General features: G+C 59.2%; 7 protein-coding genes. 4 read left to right on the top strand and 3 right to left on the bottom strand.

Translation table 11 applies throughout. The features are described from left to right. Positions 1-104: 104 nt before the first annotated feature. Both metH and BLQ41_RS19630 read left to right on the top strand, forming a co-directional pair. Positions 105-3,815: a methionine synthase gene (gene metH / locus BLQ41_RS19635; protein ID WP_090183429.1), complete on the top strand. Its 3,711-nt coding sequence runs from the start codon at positions 105-107 to the stop codon at positions 3,813-3,815. 196 nt (positions 3,816-4,011) lie between these two features. Beyond that, on the top strand, positions 4,012-4,230 hold the full coding sequence (locus tag BLQ41_RS19630) for a DUF2970 domain-containing protein (RefSeq protein ID WP_090183427.1): 219 nt from the start codon (positions 4,012-4,014) through the stop codon (positions 4,228-4,230). Here BLQ41_RS19630 and BLQ41_RS19625 read toward each other — a convergent pair. Continuing rightward, the gene (locus tag BLQ41_RS19625) at positions 4,227-5,300 is read right to left on the bottom strand and encodes an ABC transporter substrate-binding protein (protein ID WP_090183426.1); all 1,074 of its coding nucleotides are present in this window, start codon (positions 5,298-5,300) and stop codon (positions 4,227-4,229) included. The genes BLQ41_RS19630 and BLQ41_RS19625 overlap by 4 nt on opposite strands. Positions 5,301-5,825: 525 nt before the next feature. Between BLQ41_RS19625 and BLQ41_RS19620 the strand changes: the two genes are divergently transcribed. Next, the gene (locus tag BLQ41_RS19620; protein ID WP_090183424.1) at positions 5,826-7,484 is read left to right on the top strand and encodes a nitrite/sulfite reductase; all 1,659 of its coding nucleotides are present in this window, start codon (positions 5,826-5,828) and stop codon (positions 7,482-7,484) included. Beyond that, positions 7,468-7,962, top strand: a complete 495-nt coding sequence (locus tag BLQ41_RS19615; protein ID WP_090183422.1) for a DUF934 domain-containing protein — start codon at positions 7,468-7,470, stop codon at positions 7,960-7,962. Before BLQ41_RS19620 ends, BLQ41_RS19615 begins: the two co-directional genes overlap by 17 nt. A 51-nt stretch (positions 7,963-8,013) precedes the next feature. On the opposite strand, the gene BLQ41_RS19610 is transcribed toward BLQ41_RS19615, so the two are convergent. Further along, positions 8,014-11,880: a dermonecrotic toxin domain-containing protein gene (locus BLQ41_RS19610; protein ID WP_090183421.1), complete on the bottom strand. Its 3,867-nt coding sequence runs from the start codon at positions 11,878-11,880 to the stop codon at positions 8,014-8,016. Continuing rightward, positions 11,877-16,745: an NEL-type E3 ubiquitin ligase domain-containing protein gene (locus BLQ41_RS19605; protein ID WP_090183419.1), complete on the bottom strand. Its 4,869-nt coding sequence runs from the start codon at positions 16,743-16,745 to the stop codon at positions 11,877-11,879. The genes BLQ41_RS19610 and BLQ41_RS19605 overlap by 4 nt, the downstream gene beginning before the upstream one ends. Positions 16,746-16,823 lie beyond the last annotated feature (78 nt).

The raw sequence follows: 16,823 nt of genomic DNA, 5'->3' as shown, positions 1-16,823 counted from the left end.
CGCACCAACATGAACGATATTCATGCAAAACCGGGACATGCTCCAAAACCGCACAGGTTTGCTATTATCGCGTCCCTTCGTCATGGTCTTTCCGAGTAGTCCAAATGTCCGATCGCAGTGTTCGCCTTCAAGCTCTCAAGCACGCCCTCAAAGAGCGCATCCTGATTCTCGATGGCGGCATGGGCACGATGATCCAGAGCTATAAGCTTGAGGAGCAGGATTACCGCGGCAAACGCTTCGCCGACTGGCCGAGCGACGTCAAGGGCAACAACGACCTGTTGGTACTGACCCGCCCGGACGTGATTGGCGGCATCGAAAAAGCCTACCTGGATGCCGGCGCCGACATTCTGGAAACCAACACCTTCAACGCTACGCAGATTTCCTTGGCCGACTACGGCATGCAGGGCCTGGCGTACGAGTTAAACGTAGAAGGCGCGCGCCTGGCCCGCAAGGTGGCCGACGCCAAGACCCTGGAAACCCCGGACAAGCCGCGTTTCGTCGCCGGCGTGCTCGGTCCTACCAGTCGCACCTGCTCGCTGTCCCCGGACGTGAACAACCCCGGCTACCGCAACGTGACCTTCGATGAACTGGTGGAAAACTACACCGAGTCCACCAAGGGCCTGATCGAAGGCGGCGCCGACCTGATCCTGATCGAAACCATTTTCGACACCTTGAACGCCAAAGCCGCGATCTTCGCCGTGCAAGGGGTGTTCGAAGAACTGGGCGTCGAACTGCCGATCATGATTTCCGGCACCATCACCGATGCCTCCGGCCGTACGTTGTCGGGCCAGACCACCGAAGCCTTCTGGAACTCCGTGGCCCACGCCAAGCCGATTTCGGTCGGTCTGAACTGCGCCCTCGGCGCCAGCGAGTTGCGCCCGTACCTGGAAGAGCTGTCGAACAAGGCCGGCACCCACGTATCGGCCCACCCGAACGCCGGCCTGCCGAACGAATTTGGCGAGTACGACGAACTGCCATCGCAAACCGCCAAGGTCATCGAAGAATTCGCGCAAAGCGGCTTCCTGAACATCGTCGGCGGCTGCTGCGGCACCACCCCGGGCCACATCGAAGCCATTGCCAAAGCCGTGGCCGGTTACGCGCCGCGTCAAATCCCGGAGATTCCGAAGGCTTGCCGCCTGTCCGGCCTGGAACCGTTCACCATCGATCGCAGCTCGTTGTTCGTCAACGTCGGCGAGCGCACCAACATCACCGGTTCCGCCAAGTTTGCGCGCCTGATCCGTGAAGACAACTACACCGAAGCCCTGGAAGTCGCCCTGCAGCAGGTCGAAGCCGGCGCCCAGGTGATCGACATCAACATGGACGAAGGGATGCTCGATTCGAAGAAGGCCATGGTGACCTTCCTCAATCTGATTGCCGGTGAACCGGACATCTCCCGTGTGCCGATCATGATCGACTCCTCCAAGTGGGAAGTGATCGAAGCCGGCCTCAAGTGCATCCAGGGCAAGGGCATCGTCAACTCGATCAGCATGAAAGAAGGCGTCGAGCAGTTCATCCATCACGCCAAACTGTGCAAGCGCTATGGCGCCGCCGTGGTGGTGATGGCGTTCGACGAAGCCGGCCAGGCCGACACCGAAGCGCGCAAGAAAGAAATCTGCAAACGCTCCTACGACATTCTGGTCAACGAAGTCGGCTTCCCGCCGGAAGACATCATCTTCGACCCGAACATCTTCGCCGTCGCTACCGGCATTGAAGAACACAACAACTACGCCGTGGACTTCATCAATGCCTGCGCCTACATCCGCGACGAGCTGCCCTACGCGCTGACCTCGGGTGGCGTGTCCAACGTGTCGTTCTCGTTCCGTGGCAACAACCCGGTGCGTGAGGCGATTCACTCGGTGTTCCTGCTGTATGCAATCCGCAACGGCCTGACCATGGGCATCGTCAACGCCGGTCAGTTGGAGATCTACGACCAGATCCCGGCCGAACTGCGTGACGCCGTCGAAGACGTGGTGCTCAACCGCACCCCGAACGGCACCGACGCCCTCCTCGCGATTGCCGACAAGTACAAAGGCGACGGCAGCGTCAAGGAAGCCGAGACCGAAGAATGGCGCGGCTGGCCGGTCAACAAGCGTCTGGAACATGCGCTGGTCAAGGGCATCACTACGCACATCGTTGAAGACACCGAAGAATCCCGCCAGTCCTTCGCGCGCCCGATCGAAGTGATCGAAGGCCCGCTGATGTCTGGCATGAACATCGTCGGCGACCTGTTCGGCGCCGGCAAAATGTTCCTGCCGCAAGTGGTGAAATCCGCCCGCGTGATGAAACAGGCGGTTGCCCACTTGATCCCGTTCATCGAACTGGAAAAAGGCGACAAACCGGAAGCCAAGGGCAAGATCCTGATGGCGACGGTCAAAGGCGACGTGCACGACATCGGCAAGAACATCGTCGGCGTGGTGCTGGGTTGCAACGGCTACGACATCGTCGACCTTGGCGTGATGGTCCCGGCGGAGAAAATCCTGCAAGTGGCCAAGGAGCAGAAGTGCGACATCATCGGCCTGTCCGGCCTGATCACGCCTTCGCTGGATGAAATGGTCCACGTGGCCCGCGAGATGCAGCGCCAGGACTTCCACCTGCCGCTGATGATCGGTGGCGCGACCACCTCCAAGGCTCACACGGCGGTGAAGATTGAACCCAAGTACAGCAACGATGCAGTGATCTACGTGACGGACGCCTCCCGCGCCGTGGGCGTGGCGACGCAGTTGCTGTCCAAGGAGTTGAAGCCGGCGTTCGTCGAGAAGACCCGCCTTGAGTACATCGACGTTCGCGAGCGTACCGCCAACCGCAGCGCCCGCACCGAACGCCTGAGCTACCCGGCCGCCATCGCCAAGAAGCCGCAGTTCGACTGGAGCACCTACGCGCCGGTCAAGCCGACCTTCACCGGTTCGAAGGTGCTGGACAATATCGACCTCAAGGTTCTGGCCGAATACATCGACTGGACGCCGTTCTTTATTTCCTGGGACCTGGCCGGCAAATTCCCGCGCATCCTTCAGGACGAAGTGGTCGGTGAAGCCGCCACTGCGTTGTACGCCGATGCCCAGGAAATGCTCGCCAAACTGATCGACGAAAAACTCATCAGCGCCCGCGCGGTGTTCGGCTTCTGGCCGGCCAACCAGGTGCGCGACGACGACATCGAAGTCTACGGCGACGATGGCAAGCCGATTGCCAAACTGCACCACTTGCGCCAGCAGATCATCAAGACCGACGGCAAGCCGAATTTCTCCCTGGCCGACTTCGTCGCGCCCAAGGACAGCGAAGTCACCGACTATGTGGGCGGCTTCATCACCACCGCGGGGATCGGCGCCGAAGAAGTGGCCAAGGCTTACCAGGACGCTGGCGACGATTACAACTCGATCATGGTCAAGGCCCTGGCCGACCGTTTGGCCGAGGCCTGCGCCGAGTGGCTGCACCAGCAAGTGCGTAAAGAGTACTGGGGCTACGCCAAGGACGAGACGCTCGACAACGAGGCGCTGATCAAAGAGCAATACACCGGCATCCGTCCGGCGCCGGGCTACCCGGCCTGCCCTGATCACACCGAGAAGAGCACCCTGTTCACCTTGCTCGACCCTGAAGCCAGCGAAATGAAGGCCGGGCGCAGCGGCGTGTTCCTCACCGAGCACTACGCGATGTTCCCGGCAGCAGCGGTCAGCGGCTGGTACTTCGCGCACCCGCAGGCGCAGTACTTTGCCGTGGGCAAGATCGACAAGGATCAAGTGCAGAGCTACACGTCGCGCAAAGGCCAGGAATTGAGCGTGACCGAGCGCTGGCTGGCACCGAACCTGGGTTACGACAACTAAGCCGCTCGAATTGGCCACGACGCTGTGGCCAACAGAGATCCAATGTGGGAGCGAGCCTGCTCGCGATGAGGCCATGACAGTCGACATCACTGTGACTGTTCAGGCCGCCATCGCGAGCAGGCTCGCTCCCACATTTGCGTTGTGCCTGTCGTGGATTGGCTATGCTTATAGCTCACACAGGCATGACGAGGGATTTATGGACGACCCGGTCGACAACAAGCCACCAACGTTCTGGCAGATGCTGCACAGCGTCATGGCCGCGGCGTTCGGGGTGCAGAGCGGAAAGAATCGGGCCCGGGACTTTACCCATGGCAAGCCCAGTCATTTCGTGATTCTGGGGATTTTGTTCACGGCGGTGTTTGCACTGGCGCTGTACGGCATCGTGCAGCTGGTGTTGCACCTGGCCGGGGTTTAGCGCATCAGGGTTTGCAGGCTGAACGGGTATCGATAAGACGTCGGCCTGCCTTTGGCGGACAATCGGCGGAAATCTACGCCGTAGGCTGGCGATGCTCCCATGTCCAGCATTCGCTGGGCCTGTGCCTTGTCGATAATCTGCAGCAACGGGATTCGCCGGTCTCGGCCGCCGTAATGACTGAGATCCACGCCCTTCTCTATATCGTGCAACTCGACCAGCGCCCAGCCACCCAAGGTGAAGTGCCCGCCCAACAAAACGCTCAAGCGCCCGTCTACCTTCGCATGCAGCGCGGCCGGCGAGGTGTTGATCGCGCTGAACAATGCATCCTTGCCGGGCACGCCGCCGGTTTCCGAATACGCCTGCATGGCGCCGAAAGCCATTTCGTCATTGGCTGACCATACCAGCGACACCTTCGGATAACGCCGCAACAGCAACTTCGCCTGCTCATAGGCCCGATCCCGGTTCCATCCGCCGTACACCAGCTGACGCAAGCGCACTTCAGGGTGTTCGGCCAAGGCGCGCATCATGCCTTGCTCACGCAGTTGCGACGACGGGGTGATTTTCAGGCCGGAGAACGCCAACAACTCAATGACTTGGCCGGGTGCTGCGGGGCCATGCTGGCGAATAAGCTCCTTGAGCATCAGGTAACCGCCCTCCTCGTCGTTCGGCACCAGGCTGCCCAGAAGATCAGCGCGCTCGCCCAGCAGGCTGATTTGATTGGCCGTCAACGACGCGTTGACCATAAACAGCTTCACGCCACTGCCTTCGGCCAGACGCAGGATTTGCGGGGCGACGTACTGTTCATTGACGAAAACCAGATAGTCCGGGCGCTCGGGGCCTTGCAGCACCAGACGAGCTTGCGCCACCGTGAGTTCCGGCATGCGTTGGGCGTAGAGAATCCGCAGGTCAATGCCCAGGTCCGTGGCAGCCGCCTGCATGAATTGCGCATAGCTGACCCAGAAAGCTTCATCAGTCTTTCCGGGATTGAGGAACAACACCGATTCCCCGCGCGCGACAGGGCCGTAAATCGCGCCCAGCATCAGCAGGAAGGTGTAGAAAAACTTCAACATTAGATCGCCCGAACCCCGGAAAATGCGCCGCGCATTATAGCCAGCGAAATCCCGGAAAACGGCGTTTATTGCGCCGATTGTCCGACAATCGTCGATACAGGGCCCGGGCGGGGCCGATTATTGATGACTGACCCAGAATACTGCGGTGCCCACGACCAGAATGATCAAAAACAGAATCGCCCAAGCATCAACCGTGCTATCGGGTTTTGTCGCTTTCGTAGGGTTGCTCATTGCATCGCCTCTTGTCGGTTTTATCGGTGATTGCATAAAGACTCGATCACAGTAAAGACGACGATTGCCCGCACGACAAATGCGGGTTTACCAACAACAGTTCTCGTTAGTCGTTTTGGTTCTTTACATATACTCAAACATCACTTTTGCGCATAACTGCAAACTGGTATCTTGCCCCGGCTCCGTAGGGAGTGCGCGGCCGTGCGCGCAGAATTGCCGAGGCACTATCGGATACTTCAGCAAGCGAAAAACGCAACTGGATCCGACCGGCCCAAGCCTGAGAACAGGACTTATATGTACGTATACGACGAGTACGATCAGCGGATCATCGAGGACCGCGTCAAGCAGTTCCGTGATCAGACCCGACGCTATCTGGCAGGCGAGCTGAGCGAAGAAGAATTCCGCCCTCTGCGCCTGCAAAACGGGCTTTATATCCAACGCTTCGCGCCGATGTTGCGAGTGGCGGTGCCTTACGGCCAACTGACTTCGCGCCAGACGCGAATGATGGCCAAGATCGCCCGCGACTACGACAAGGGCTATGCCCACATCAGTACCCGGCAGAACGTGCAGTTCAACTGGCCGGCGCTGGAAGACATTCCGGACATCCTCGCCGAGCTGGCTACCGTGCAGATGCACGCGATCCAGACCAGCGGCAACTGCCTGCGCAACGTCACCACCGACCAGTTCGCCGGTGTCGCTGCCGATGAGCTGATCGATCCGCGCCCATGGTGCGAGATCGTTCGTCAGTGGACGACGTTCCACCCGGAATTCGCCTACCTGCCGCGCAAGTTCAAGATCGCCATCAACGGTTCGACCTCCGACCGTGCCGCCATCGAAGTCCATGACATCGGCCTTGAGCCGGTGCACAACGCCGCTGGCGAGCTGGGCTTCCGGGTGCTGGTCGGTGGTGGCCTGGGCCGTACGCCGGTGGTGGGCGCGTTCATCAATGAATTCCTGCCGTGGCAAGACCTGTTGAGCTACCTCGACGCCATCCTGCGTGTCTACAACCGCTATGGCCGTCGCGACAACAAGTACAAGGCGCGGATCAAGATTCTGGTCAAGGCCCTGACGCCTGAAGTCTTCGCACAAAAAGTCGATGCGGAAATGGAACACCTTCGCGGTGGCCAGACCACGTTGACCGAATCCGAAGTGCATCGCGTCGCCAAACACTTCGTCGATCCGGACTATAAGGCGCTGGACAACCAGACCGCCGAACTGGCCGAGCTCGACAAGCAACACCCGGGCTTCGCGCGCTGGCGCACCCGCAATACCCTGGCCCACAAAAAGCCGGGTTATGTGGCGGTCACCCTGTCCCTGAAGCCGACCGGCGTTGCACCGGGCGACATCACCGACAAGCAGCTCGACGCGGTAGCCGATCTGGCCGACCGTTACAGCTTCGGTCAACTGCGCACCTCCCACGAACAGAACATCATTCTGGCCGACGTCGAGCAGTCCCAACTGTTCGCGATGTGGGGCGAGTTGCGCGAGCAAGGTTTCGCCACGCCGAACATCGGCTTGCTGACCGACATCATCTGCTGCCCTGGTGGTGATTTCTGCTCGCTGGCCAACGCCAAATCGATCCCGATTGCCGAATCGATCCAGCGTCGCTTCGAAGACCTGGACTACCTGTTCGACATCGGCGAGCTGGACCTGAACATCTCCGGTTGCATGAACGCTTGCGGTCACCACCACGTGGGCCACATCGGCATCCTCGGGGTGGACAAGAAAGGCGAAGAGTTCTACCAGGTCTCCCTGGGTGGCAGCGCAAGTCGCGACGCCAGCCTGGGCAAGATCCTCGGCCCGTCTTTCGCCCAGGAAGCCATGCCTGACGTGATCGAGAAACTGATCGACGTGTACATCGAACAACGTACCGAAGACGAGCGTTTCATCGACACCTATCAGCGTATTGGCATCGACCTCTTCAAGGAGCGCGTCTATGCAGCGAATAATTAAGAACAACGAGGTCGTCGACGAAACCTGGCACCTGTTGCCCAAGGACTTCAACATCGACGAGATCAGCAACTGCGACGATCTGATCGTCCCGTTGAGCCTGTGGCGCGAACACGGCCGTATGCTCAAGGCCCGCGATGGCGGCCTGGGTGTGTGGCTGGATGCCGACGAAGAAGCGGAAGAAATCGGTGAAGACGTGGCGAATTTCCAGGTCATCGCCCTGAACTTCCCGGCCTTCACCGATGGCCGCAACTACTCCAACGCCCGCCTGCTGCGCGACCGTTATGGTTTCAAAGGCGAACTGCGGGCAATTGGCGATGTGCTGCGCGACCAGCTGTTCTACATGCACCGTTGCGGCTTCGACGCGTTCGCCATTCGCGCCGATAAAGACCCGTATGAAGCCCTGGAAGGTCTCAAGGACTTCTCGGTGACCTATCAGGCCGCCACTGACGAACCGCTGCCGCTGTTCCGTCGCCGCTGATCGTCAAACCTTGAACCCCATTCGGGGTTCAAGGCTCTCCCCCCCCCCTTACTATGAGCCGATCGAAAACGGTCGCCCCATGGCCTCCCAATTCCGATAAAACACAGCCTGTGCCTCAAGCTCTGTAAACAGCGTGAAAGGGTTGTCATCATCAACCTGCGCCGCTTCCACGTCCTGCACCAGTCGAGCCCACAAAACCTCTGAGGCGTCGGCATCGCCGAGAAGCCGCCACACCCTCGCCTGCAAGCTCAGGTAGTCGACCCGAAAGTCGGCCGTCACGGCCATGCCACCCATGACCCGCAAGAACCGAATCCCCAATGGCCTGGCTGCCAGCCGCTGCCAGATCAATCGTCGCGCCTCCCGCAGCGTCTCATCGCCTTCACGCAACCACTCGATGCCGTTGCCATCGTCAGCATGAGCCTCGCTCAACCACAGGTTGATGCCCGTTCGCCGACGATGCTCCACGATGCGCAACAACGTGTCCTCATCCGTCAACGGATTGCCCTGCAGCCTGACACGGTCCCTGGCGATGGCCTGGTTGAGCACCGTCTGTGGGACGCGGGTTATACGGTTATTACGCAAGTCCAGGGACGTCAGATAGGGCTGTTCCATGATCCCGACCGGGCATGTGGTGATCCGCGTATCGCTCAAATTGAGCTGGCGCAAGTCGTTCATCCCCAGCAGCAGCGGCGGGCCCTCCAGCGGGTTGTTGCTCAGGTCCAGCGTGTGCAGGCGAGTCAATTCCGTGAGCTGCGAAGCGCTGCGTTGACTGAACGTCAGGCGGGTCGACCGCAAGTTCAGCGTCGTCAGTTGACGCAGCTGGCTGATCGCAGAAGGCAGTGCGCGTCCAGCCTCGCCGTCGGCGCTAAAGTGACTCAGATCGACACTTTCCAGGTTCAGGGTTTCCAGGTTGGGAAAGCTCTCAAGAAAGCTGTTCAGGCTGTCCTCTTCGGTCACGTGGAATCCGCGCATCGATAATTCCAGAACCGTGTTGAGCCGCACATTCAATACGGGTAACCGGTGGTAATCCTCGAAGTCGAGATCAAGCCTGACGCCGCGCACGTGTTCGCCGGTCAGAAGCAGATGCTGCTGTGGCCCGCGCTGTTGCCAGATGGCGACCAGTTCCTCGGCCAGTTCCTGACGGGTGACTCGCTCATAGTGCATGTGTGTCAGCATCAGCTGGACGTTATGGGCTTGGAGCTGCACAGGGTTCAGCCCTGCCGCCTCGGGATCGCCGGCGGCCAACTGGGGAACACCCATGTCATGGATGTCATCCGCCACCTGATCAATCCAGCCGAAGAGGTCAGTGTTGAGTTGCTGCAATTGTTGCTTGAGCCCATCGATGTGCGCCTGTGCCGCTGCGCCTTCGCGCCGTAGCAATGCATCGGCCTGGGCATCGGTGAAGTCCGGATGGATGTCTTTGAGCTGCAACCTCATCATCTGATGCGTCAGTGCTTCGGCCTGCGGCGTCCCCGGAAAACCACCGCCTCTGAGTCCGGACGCCTCGAAAGGCAATCCGGAATCCGTTCTCTGAAGGCCGTGCATGAACTCGGTGCGGGGTAACGCCTGACGGCCGATGTTCAGCCGCAACTGACCTGCCGGATCGACTGAATCGAGGTGCAGCGCCAAACGCTCGTCGTCCGAAAGCAGACTCACAAGCGCTGTATAGAAATCCGTTTGCCGGTCCTGATACCGGTAACCATGTTCCTCCTTGATCAGGCGCCGGACTTCGCTCGCATCGAGTGGACCGCTGCGGTCCAGGACCCGACCGACAATGGTCTGATCCAGCACGTCGATGCGAAGGTGCCTGGGCCAGCCTGGTTGCCGGGCGAGCGAGTGCAAGGCCAGTGCGTCCGACTCGGGGTTAGCCACCGAGCGCAGGTAAAGGCCTTCATAGGCTCGATTGAGCCTTACATGTTGCTGGTATTGCCGCGCCTTGCTGTCCAGGCGCGCAAGCACCTGGCTAGCCTCGGTAGCGTCGGGCAACGCCTGGAGGTCAACTCCAGAGCGCTCGAGCATTTGCTCGATGGCGCTTTTGGGAAAACCAGGATATTCGCGCTGGAACAGTTGAACCCATTCATGCTCCGAGTGCTGAAGCGCCTGATAACGCCGGTTGAAGAGCGCAAGGTCCCCGGCCGGACCGAGGTCCTGATCGATCTTGAAGCGACTGATCGTGTCCGCCAATAACGGCGTCGGCGCTCGGCCCGTCTGCATCAACCGCAGCATGTCGTCGTCCACTGCGCTGACGGTGCCGATCTGCGCCAGCACTTCATCGCTGAAGGAAGCCACCGGGGGGCCGACTCCGCGCAGGAGCCCAATCTGGCCAAGCGCAGGATCGGGCATTGGCGCAACGGTCGGTGCCGTCCGCACCTCCGTCGCTTGCGGATCAACCTCGGGTTCCGGGCCGGGCTCCGCCAGGTGCTCGGCTTGCGCGGTTTCACCCTTGAGCACCGACGCGCCACCGATCATCGGCAACGCGTTCAGCAAGCCAAACACTGTGCGCGTCAGTCCTTCAGTGCGTTGGTTGGGCGTTTTACCGTTGACCGCCTGATTCAGGCCATAACCGGCGTCAATCAGCCCGGCCAAGGCCAGCAGTCCCTCGCCTCCGGGGAAGAACACGGCGAGCGGTCCAAAACGGTTGATCCATTGCACCACCGGTTCGACGACGGCACTCAACTGGTCCCGGTTGACCTGCGCATCGTCGCGAATGGTCTGGACGCCTGCCACTGCAGCTTGCTTCATCGTCAGCACCAGCCGGGCAAAGGGATCGGTGGCGAGCGCCGGATCGTCAAAGCCGATGTACTCGGCAGGGTCCCAGTAGCCGTCATCGTTGAAGAAACCGGCGCTGGCAGTCAGCCGGTGCCTGGCAGGATAAAGCGCCATGCCGTCCAACGCGGTCAGGACGCCGGCGTGGAACGTACCGTCCTCACGATCGTCTTCAGCGAAATGCGCCGCCAACGCCTCTTTTGTCGCGGTGGACCGGCCCTGCGCGACCATCCATTGCTGCAATTGCGTGGCATCGGCGAATTCGTGCAACGGGGATGAATTACCCGGGATGTACAGCAGCACGCGAGGACTGGAGGTATCACGCCAGGCCCAGATATCCGTCGCGGTGTAGCGGTACAGTTTCAGCAAGCCGAACCTGATCGTTGAAGGAATGCGAGCGGGTGTTTTCAGTTGCTCGATGGTCAGGGTTTGCCACGTCTGATCGGTTGGAAGGCCTGCCGCCTGCATCGTCAGTTCCAGACCCTTTTGAGTCAGGCGCTGCTCTTGCAACTGCAACCATGCCGCCACGACAAACGCTGCTTTGACCGACGTTCTCAAGGCGTAAGGCGTGGGTGCAAGAAGCACCTCATCGGACGGCCACGCCTGGTCGAGATACGCTTGGTACAAGCCCTTCAAATTCAATTCCCAGGCCCATTTCTTGAAATCTGCGGGTCTCAGGGCGAGCTGTGTCAGCGGTCCATACGTTTGCGGTGAGGTTTGGCGATAAATGCCTTCATATGTGTGGTGGTTACCGCTGCCGTGATCGGCGAATTCGTCGACGTTATCGACTATCCGTACCGTTGGCCCGACATCCGGCGGTGTGTACAGACCGAATGCGGTTTCAGCGAAGCGCCCGTCGCCAACTGTCTGGTAGTTGGACAGCAGCGCTTGCAGCAACGAACGAGCGCTCGCCACCCGCCCCTGCTCGACACCGTCCTGTGCAGGATGGCCTTTGAAGTTGTAGTCGAGCGTGACCAGAATCGTGGTCTGTGGGTCGATATCCTGCCCCCATTTTTCCTTGATCAAATGCTCGCCAAACTGGCCGGGGGTTTGCGGCAGCGCGATGTCCACTAGCGTTTTCAGTTTCTCGTGCATTTTGGGCATCGGCGATGGAACCGGCCCGACTACATCATCGTGAGAATATTCGTTCATCGGGATACTCCCGAGCTCGAACTGGTACTCGGAACTTCAGGTGCGCGATGGCGCGCCAATGCCGGGGCAGTCAGTTGCCTGAGTAGATCCCGACGCTCATTCTTGAAGTTGTCGATGAGAGCATTCATTCGCGCGCTGGCGACTTCGCGGGTAAGTTCGAACTGCCCCTCGAGTTGGGCAAACGCCTGCGCTGACCGATCCGAGATAGCGAAGAACTGGTCTTGATGGGCCGACTCCAGATACTCCACCCAAAACCTTTGATCGATGATCCACTCCAGCAATGCACTGCTGCGCTCAGTCGTCAGGACCGCCTGACAACCCCGCTCCAGCATCGCGGGCGTGACCTCGACATTCCAGGGCGATGTCATGGTCCGTGGCTGGGACGGCAAGCCAAGGCGCTCTGACAGCCCGACGCGATAAGCCAGACTGATTTCCAATGCATGCTCGTAGCTTTTCTGTTGGGATCCGCTACGGGTGTTGATGTCAGCCAGCGCAAAGCGCTCGACCTCCTGCAGGCGGAACAAGCCCCTGAGCAGCCCGATGAGTTGCTGCTCCAGGGACGCAGCTCCGGTGGCGGCGGCGGTATTGGCCCGGTAGCACAACACCAGCACTTCCATCTCACTGAATGAGGCCGAATAGCCATCGGCGCTGACCCGCCCGAGACGAGCCAGCCGAAACAATGCACGTCGCAAGCGGTCATCTTCGCCCGCGGCCTCCAGAACGTTCCAGATTCGCTGACTGAAGTCGGAATACAGTCGTTTGTAATCGGCGATGTCGGACAAACGCGCGATCACATTGAAAAAACCCCTCGAATCCGGATAGGCCTGCAAAGACGCCCACAACCCCCGCCGGGTCTGAGCCTTGGCGACGTCGAGCCCGGTCAGCCACGGTGCGACCTGAGTCGCGTCAGTAACAGAATGCGTGTTCAGCCGACGATACTCTGAGGCGATGATTCCAAGACTGACGCCGGTCCTTTGCTGATACGAAGAGATCCCCTTGAGGGTGTCGGGCGATAACGGGTTGCCATGAAGATTGGTTCCCTTGTTAGGCAATGGATTGCCCTTGAGGACCTCATCTGGAAGTGTATCGATTCGATTGTCACGCAAATCAAGCTCACGCAACCTCGGCAGATCCAAGGCGCCCGCAGGCCATTGATTTATCCCCGCGCCCTGCAGGTTCAGCCTTTCCAAGTGCTGCATCCGGCTGACATCGGGTGCCCGAGTCAGGCTCGGATTGAAAGCCAGGTTCATCGATTGCAGACTGGTCATCCCGGCCAGCTGAGCCTGCGAGGCCGGGGTCAGCTGAATCAGGTTGTTGCTCAGGTCCAGATCAACCAATCGGGACATGGTGGTCAATGCCTGCGGCAACCTTGTCAGATGGTTGCCTCGCAGAGACAGGGTTCGAAGATTATCGAAATTTTTCAGAAAGTGGTTCAACCCTGCGCTAGCTCCCACGCGGTCCATCACCAGCCGGCCTATATGGCTGAAATCTCCAATAATGACCGGTAACTCTCCCAAAGGCTGGGCGGAAAACGTGAGTGTGCCAAGAAGGTGCTCGCCTGATTGGATGACCTCGGGTTCCTTGCGCCAGCTGCGAATGATCGCCTGAGCCGCGCTAGACTTGCTGAGTTTCGGCACCTCCAGCCTTGGGCCATCGGGAGCCTGATGCCAAGTCTGACGGTTCACCCAGCGACTCAAGTTTTCCCTGATTGCCAGGAACTCCTGCCTCATTGCCTCCAGCTTCTTCAGCGCCAAAATCACGTTCGTCCCCATAACGTTAAGCAGGGCGTGGATTTGCCTGGGAGAATGCAATGGATATAGCTCCAGCGCACGACGCACCAGCACGTCATGGCTGGCGATGATCGCGAGGCTGTTGGAGTGCCCCGTCGAAGGCATCGCCAATGGCCTGTCTGCCAACCTCATGGGCGAGGTGTAGCCCGGCCGCGATGGCTGGTCATCCATGAGTTGCGCTACAGCCTGTCGTCGCTGCAGGGCACGCTCCGTGATTTTCGCTCGCAACGCAGCCCCGGCATCGTCTGCATGTACGCCCAGCAAGGTCTTGCGCCTGGCCGAGAGACCATGCCAAAGAGCCTGGAAATAATGATCGCGGGTTCGCTGGGAGAAGGTGGTCGAGGGTGTTGTGGTGTCGACAAACACGCTGTATCGATCAGCGTGAACGTTGACTTGTACTTTCTCCGCAGCGTTCGCCACTCCGATGCTGGTCGATGTGTTGTGGTGACCTGACGACTCCCCTATCTGAACCCGGACATTGCCGGTCCAACCTGGCAGTTGCTCAAGGGTGTCGAGTACCAAACGGTCCGTATAGGAACCTCCCGCGGCACTCAGATATAACCCTTCGTATGCCCGGCTGACACGTACCTGCTGCAAAAAGCGACTGGCCTCCTCCGCGAGCCTCAGGGGGACTTTGTCATCATCGAGTTCGTCCCATTCCCCGGATTCGGCATGCCTGACCAACTCGTCGGCGACAGCCGCAGGCAACCCCTCAAACCTTTTCATCAATACGGCTACACGGGCATTGTTCGGGGCTTCGGTGCGTTGATAGATCCGCGTAAACAGCCCAGGCCTGTTGCGTTCGGCTTGTTCGGCAATGATCGTTGTCAGGGCCTTGCCTTGAGCGGCCACATCCGTGGTTTTCGTGTTCAACAGGTGCTCACACTGACCGCTGCTCAAGGCTGACAATAACGAGGTATGCAACCGCCCTTTATCCAGCGCGTCCTGATTGAGGCTGAGGGTTTCCCCGGCCTGCGCGTTGGCTGCGCCATGGAAACTGACGCGTCCACCTGCTGCATTGACAACCTTGATGGCGGCGTTGCCAGGCCACCTTTCAGAGGTTGTCAGCAGATGCAATTGCAGGTCAGGGTCCGCCAAGGAGGCTGACGAGGGTTCCTTCATTTGCTCGATAAAACGCGTGACCGCCGCATCTGCCCGAAACCGATGCACCGTATCGACCAGCAATGCCGGTGGATGGCTTCGGGAAATGTGAGCCTGGCGCAGCACAGCGTCCTCGATCCCGCAGACGGCAATAATCTGCGCAGCGGTGTTATCAGGCACGTCATCACGGGAATAACCGAACCGACGAAACAGTTTCAGCCGATCCCATTCCTGTAGCAGCTCCGAGTCGTGGCGCCAGGCCCCCACATCGTTGGTTTCAAGCACGGGGTTGTAGGTCTCCCCGGCACCCTGCGGCGCCAGTACCTCCCACAAATCCGTTCCGGTTTTGGGGCGCACTGCATAAACTGCGGTGTCGATTGGAAGATAAGCTTGCCCGTCAGCCCAGTGCAGCCCTCTGGTATCAGGTGCTGACCCTCGCGGCAACTTCCGGCTCTGTTGATAAGGCGACAGATCAGGCTTCCACAAGCGGCTACGCGAGTCAGCGCACGTGACCTTTCTCAACCCCTCGATGAACAGGGACGCCCGGATGGTTCTGTACGCACTTGCGGCGGCGGCCGTACCTGCCGCAAATGCCGCCATCAAAATCAGGTTCTCGACGGTATCGAACAGGTAATCCGTGGCCTCCTCCATCTCGCCCCTCGACCAGCTGGCAATACCTTCATACACCTGCGACAGCAGTTGCACAGCAGTCACCGTCAACAGGACCTCGCCTACAACAGGCAAAAAAGATGCGCCAAACAGCACCAGGTTGATGCCGATGGACGCATAGGTCTGCAGCCTCTCAAGACGGGACTTTTCGTCTTCATCATCCGTTGGAACAATCAGAATTCGGGCATCCGCCATGACCTGGTCCGAATACTGGCGAAAGGTCTGTTGGAAAATATCGCCCGTAATGTCGTCACCGGATAACGACACATACACCGTATGGCGAGGAAGCGGCGAGGTGTTTGGCGAGAGTAATTTTTCATCAAGGTTTTTCAGGAAAGCCGAACGTTCGGCGAGCTTGATGTAGCGCATGAACCATCGACGATACCCGTCGTGTCGCAATCGCCGACTCAACTCGACTTCGAAATCGGTGAACGATGCGAATTCTTTCAGCGGATGCAGCGGGTCACCCGGCAGATACACGACGCACCGGTTATCGTCATCGTCATGCTTTTTGACGGGGCCGATGAACATCGCGCCATTGAGCGTCACACCAAACAGCTTCAAAGCCTGATATCCCAGCGTGTTATTACCCAGCGTGACAGGTTGCCGGCTCGTCACCGCCTTCAACGCTTGATGCACTTGCGCACTGATATGTTTTTGCATGAACGCCGCATGCCTGCTGACTTCAAAACTGTTCCGGGCATGTGCAATGTATTTGTCGCGTAGTTCGTGACGCTCGGATACAGGTTCAAACAGGTTCTTAAGATGAGTCTGGTATTGCTTTCCTAAATCCAGTGTCCGGCACAATCCGGCAAACTCATGGGGCTTTATCGACAGTTTTTTGGCGGCGTGCCCGGTGATTTTTTCAGGAATGTATAGCAACGAAGTGTCGTTGTAGTTTCCCGGCAACGTTTCGCTGAGTTCAAAATTTTCACAGGCAGCGGACAGTAAATCACGGTCAATCGGCAGCACCAGTTTTCGACGAAGGCCCAGCAGGCTTGAGGTCGACCGTACGTGCTGAAAGACCACACCCGCCACTTCCAGCGGCGCGCCCAGCTTGTCGGACATGGCTTTGGCCAGTAACGGAGTACAGAAATCTTCAGGGGATTGAAGGGTTTTGAGGAGGCTAGACACCTCGCTGCGTGAGCGATGGCTGGCATTGAGGCTTTCATACAGCTCAGCTCGCAATGGGGCTGATGCAGCCAGAAGCCAGGCAGGGGTATTGCTTTTAACCAGATCAAAAAAAATGCTCTGTTGCTCTGGCCTCAAGGCTGGAATGGGTTGATGGGTGGGCTGAAGAGACATGGCTGATCACTCGTAACTGACAAGAGCCTCCAGCCTATCGAGCCGCTTTTTTTTCAGGTGTTACCTATATACCGCCAC

It is taken from the genome of Pseudomonas arsenicoxydans, assembly GCF_900103875.1.
Classification (GTDB): domain Bacteria; phylum Pseudomonadota; class Gammaproteobacteria; order Pseudomonadales; family Pseudomonadaceae; genus Aquipseudomonas; species Aquipseudomonas arsenicoxydans.
The sequence above is the reverse complement of the archived record's forward strand: the minus strand, read 5'-3'. Positions and strand labels throughout refer to the sequence as shown.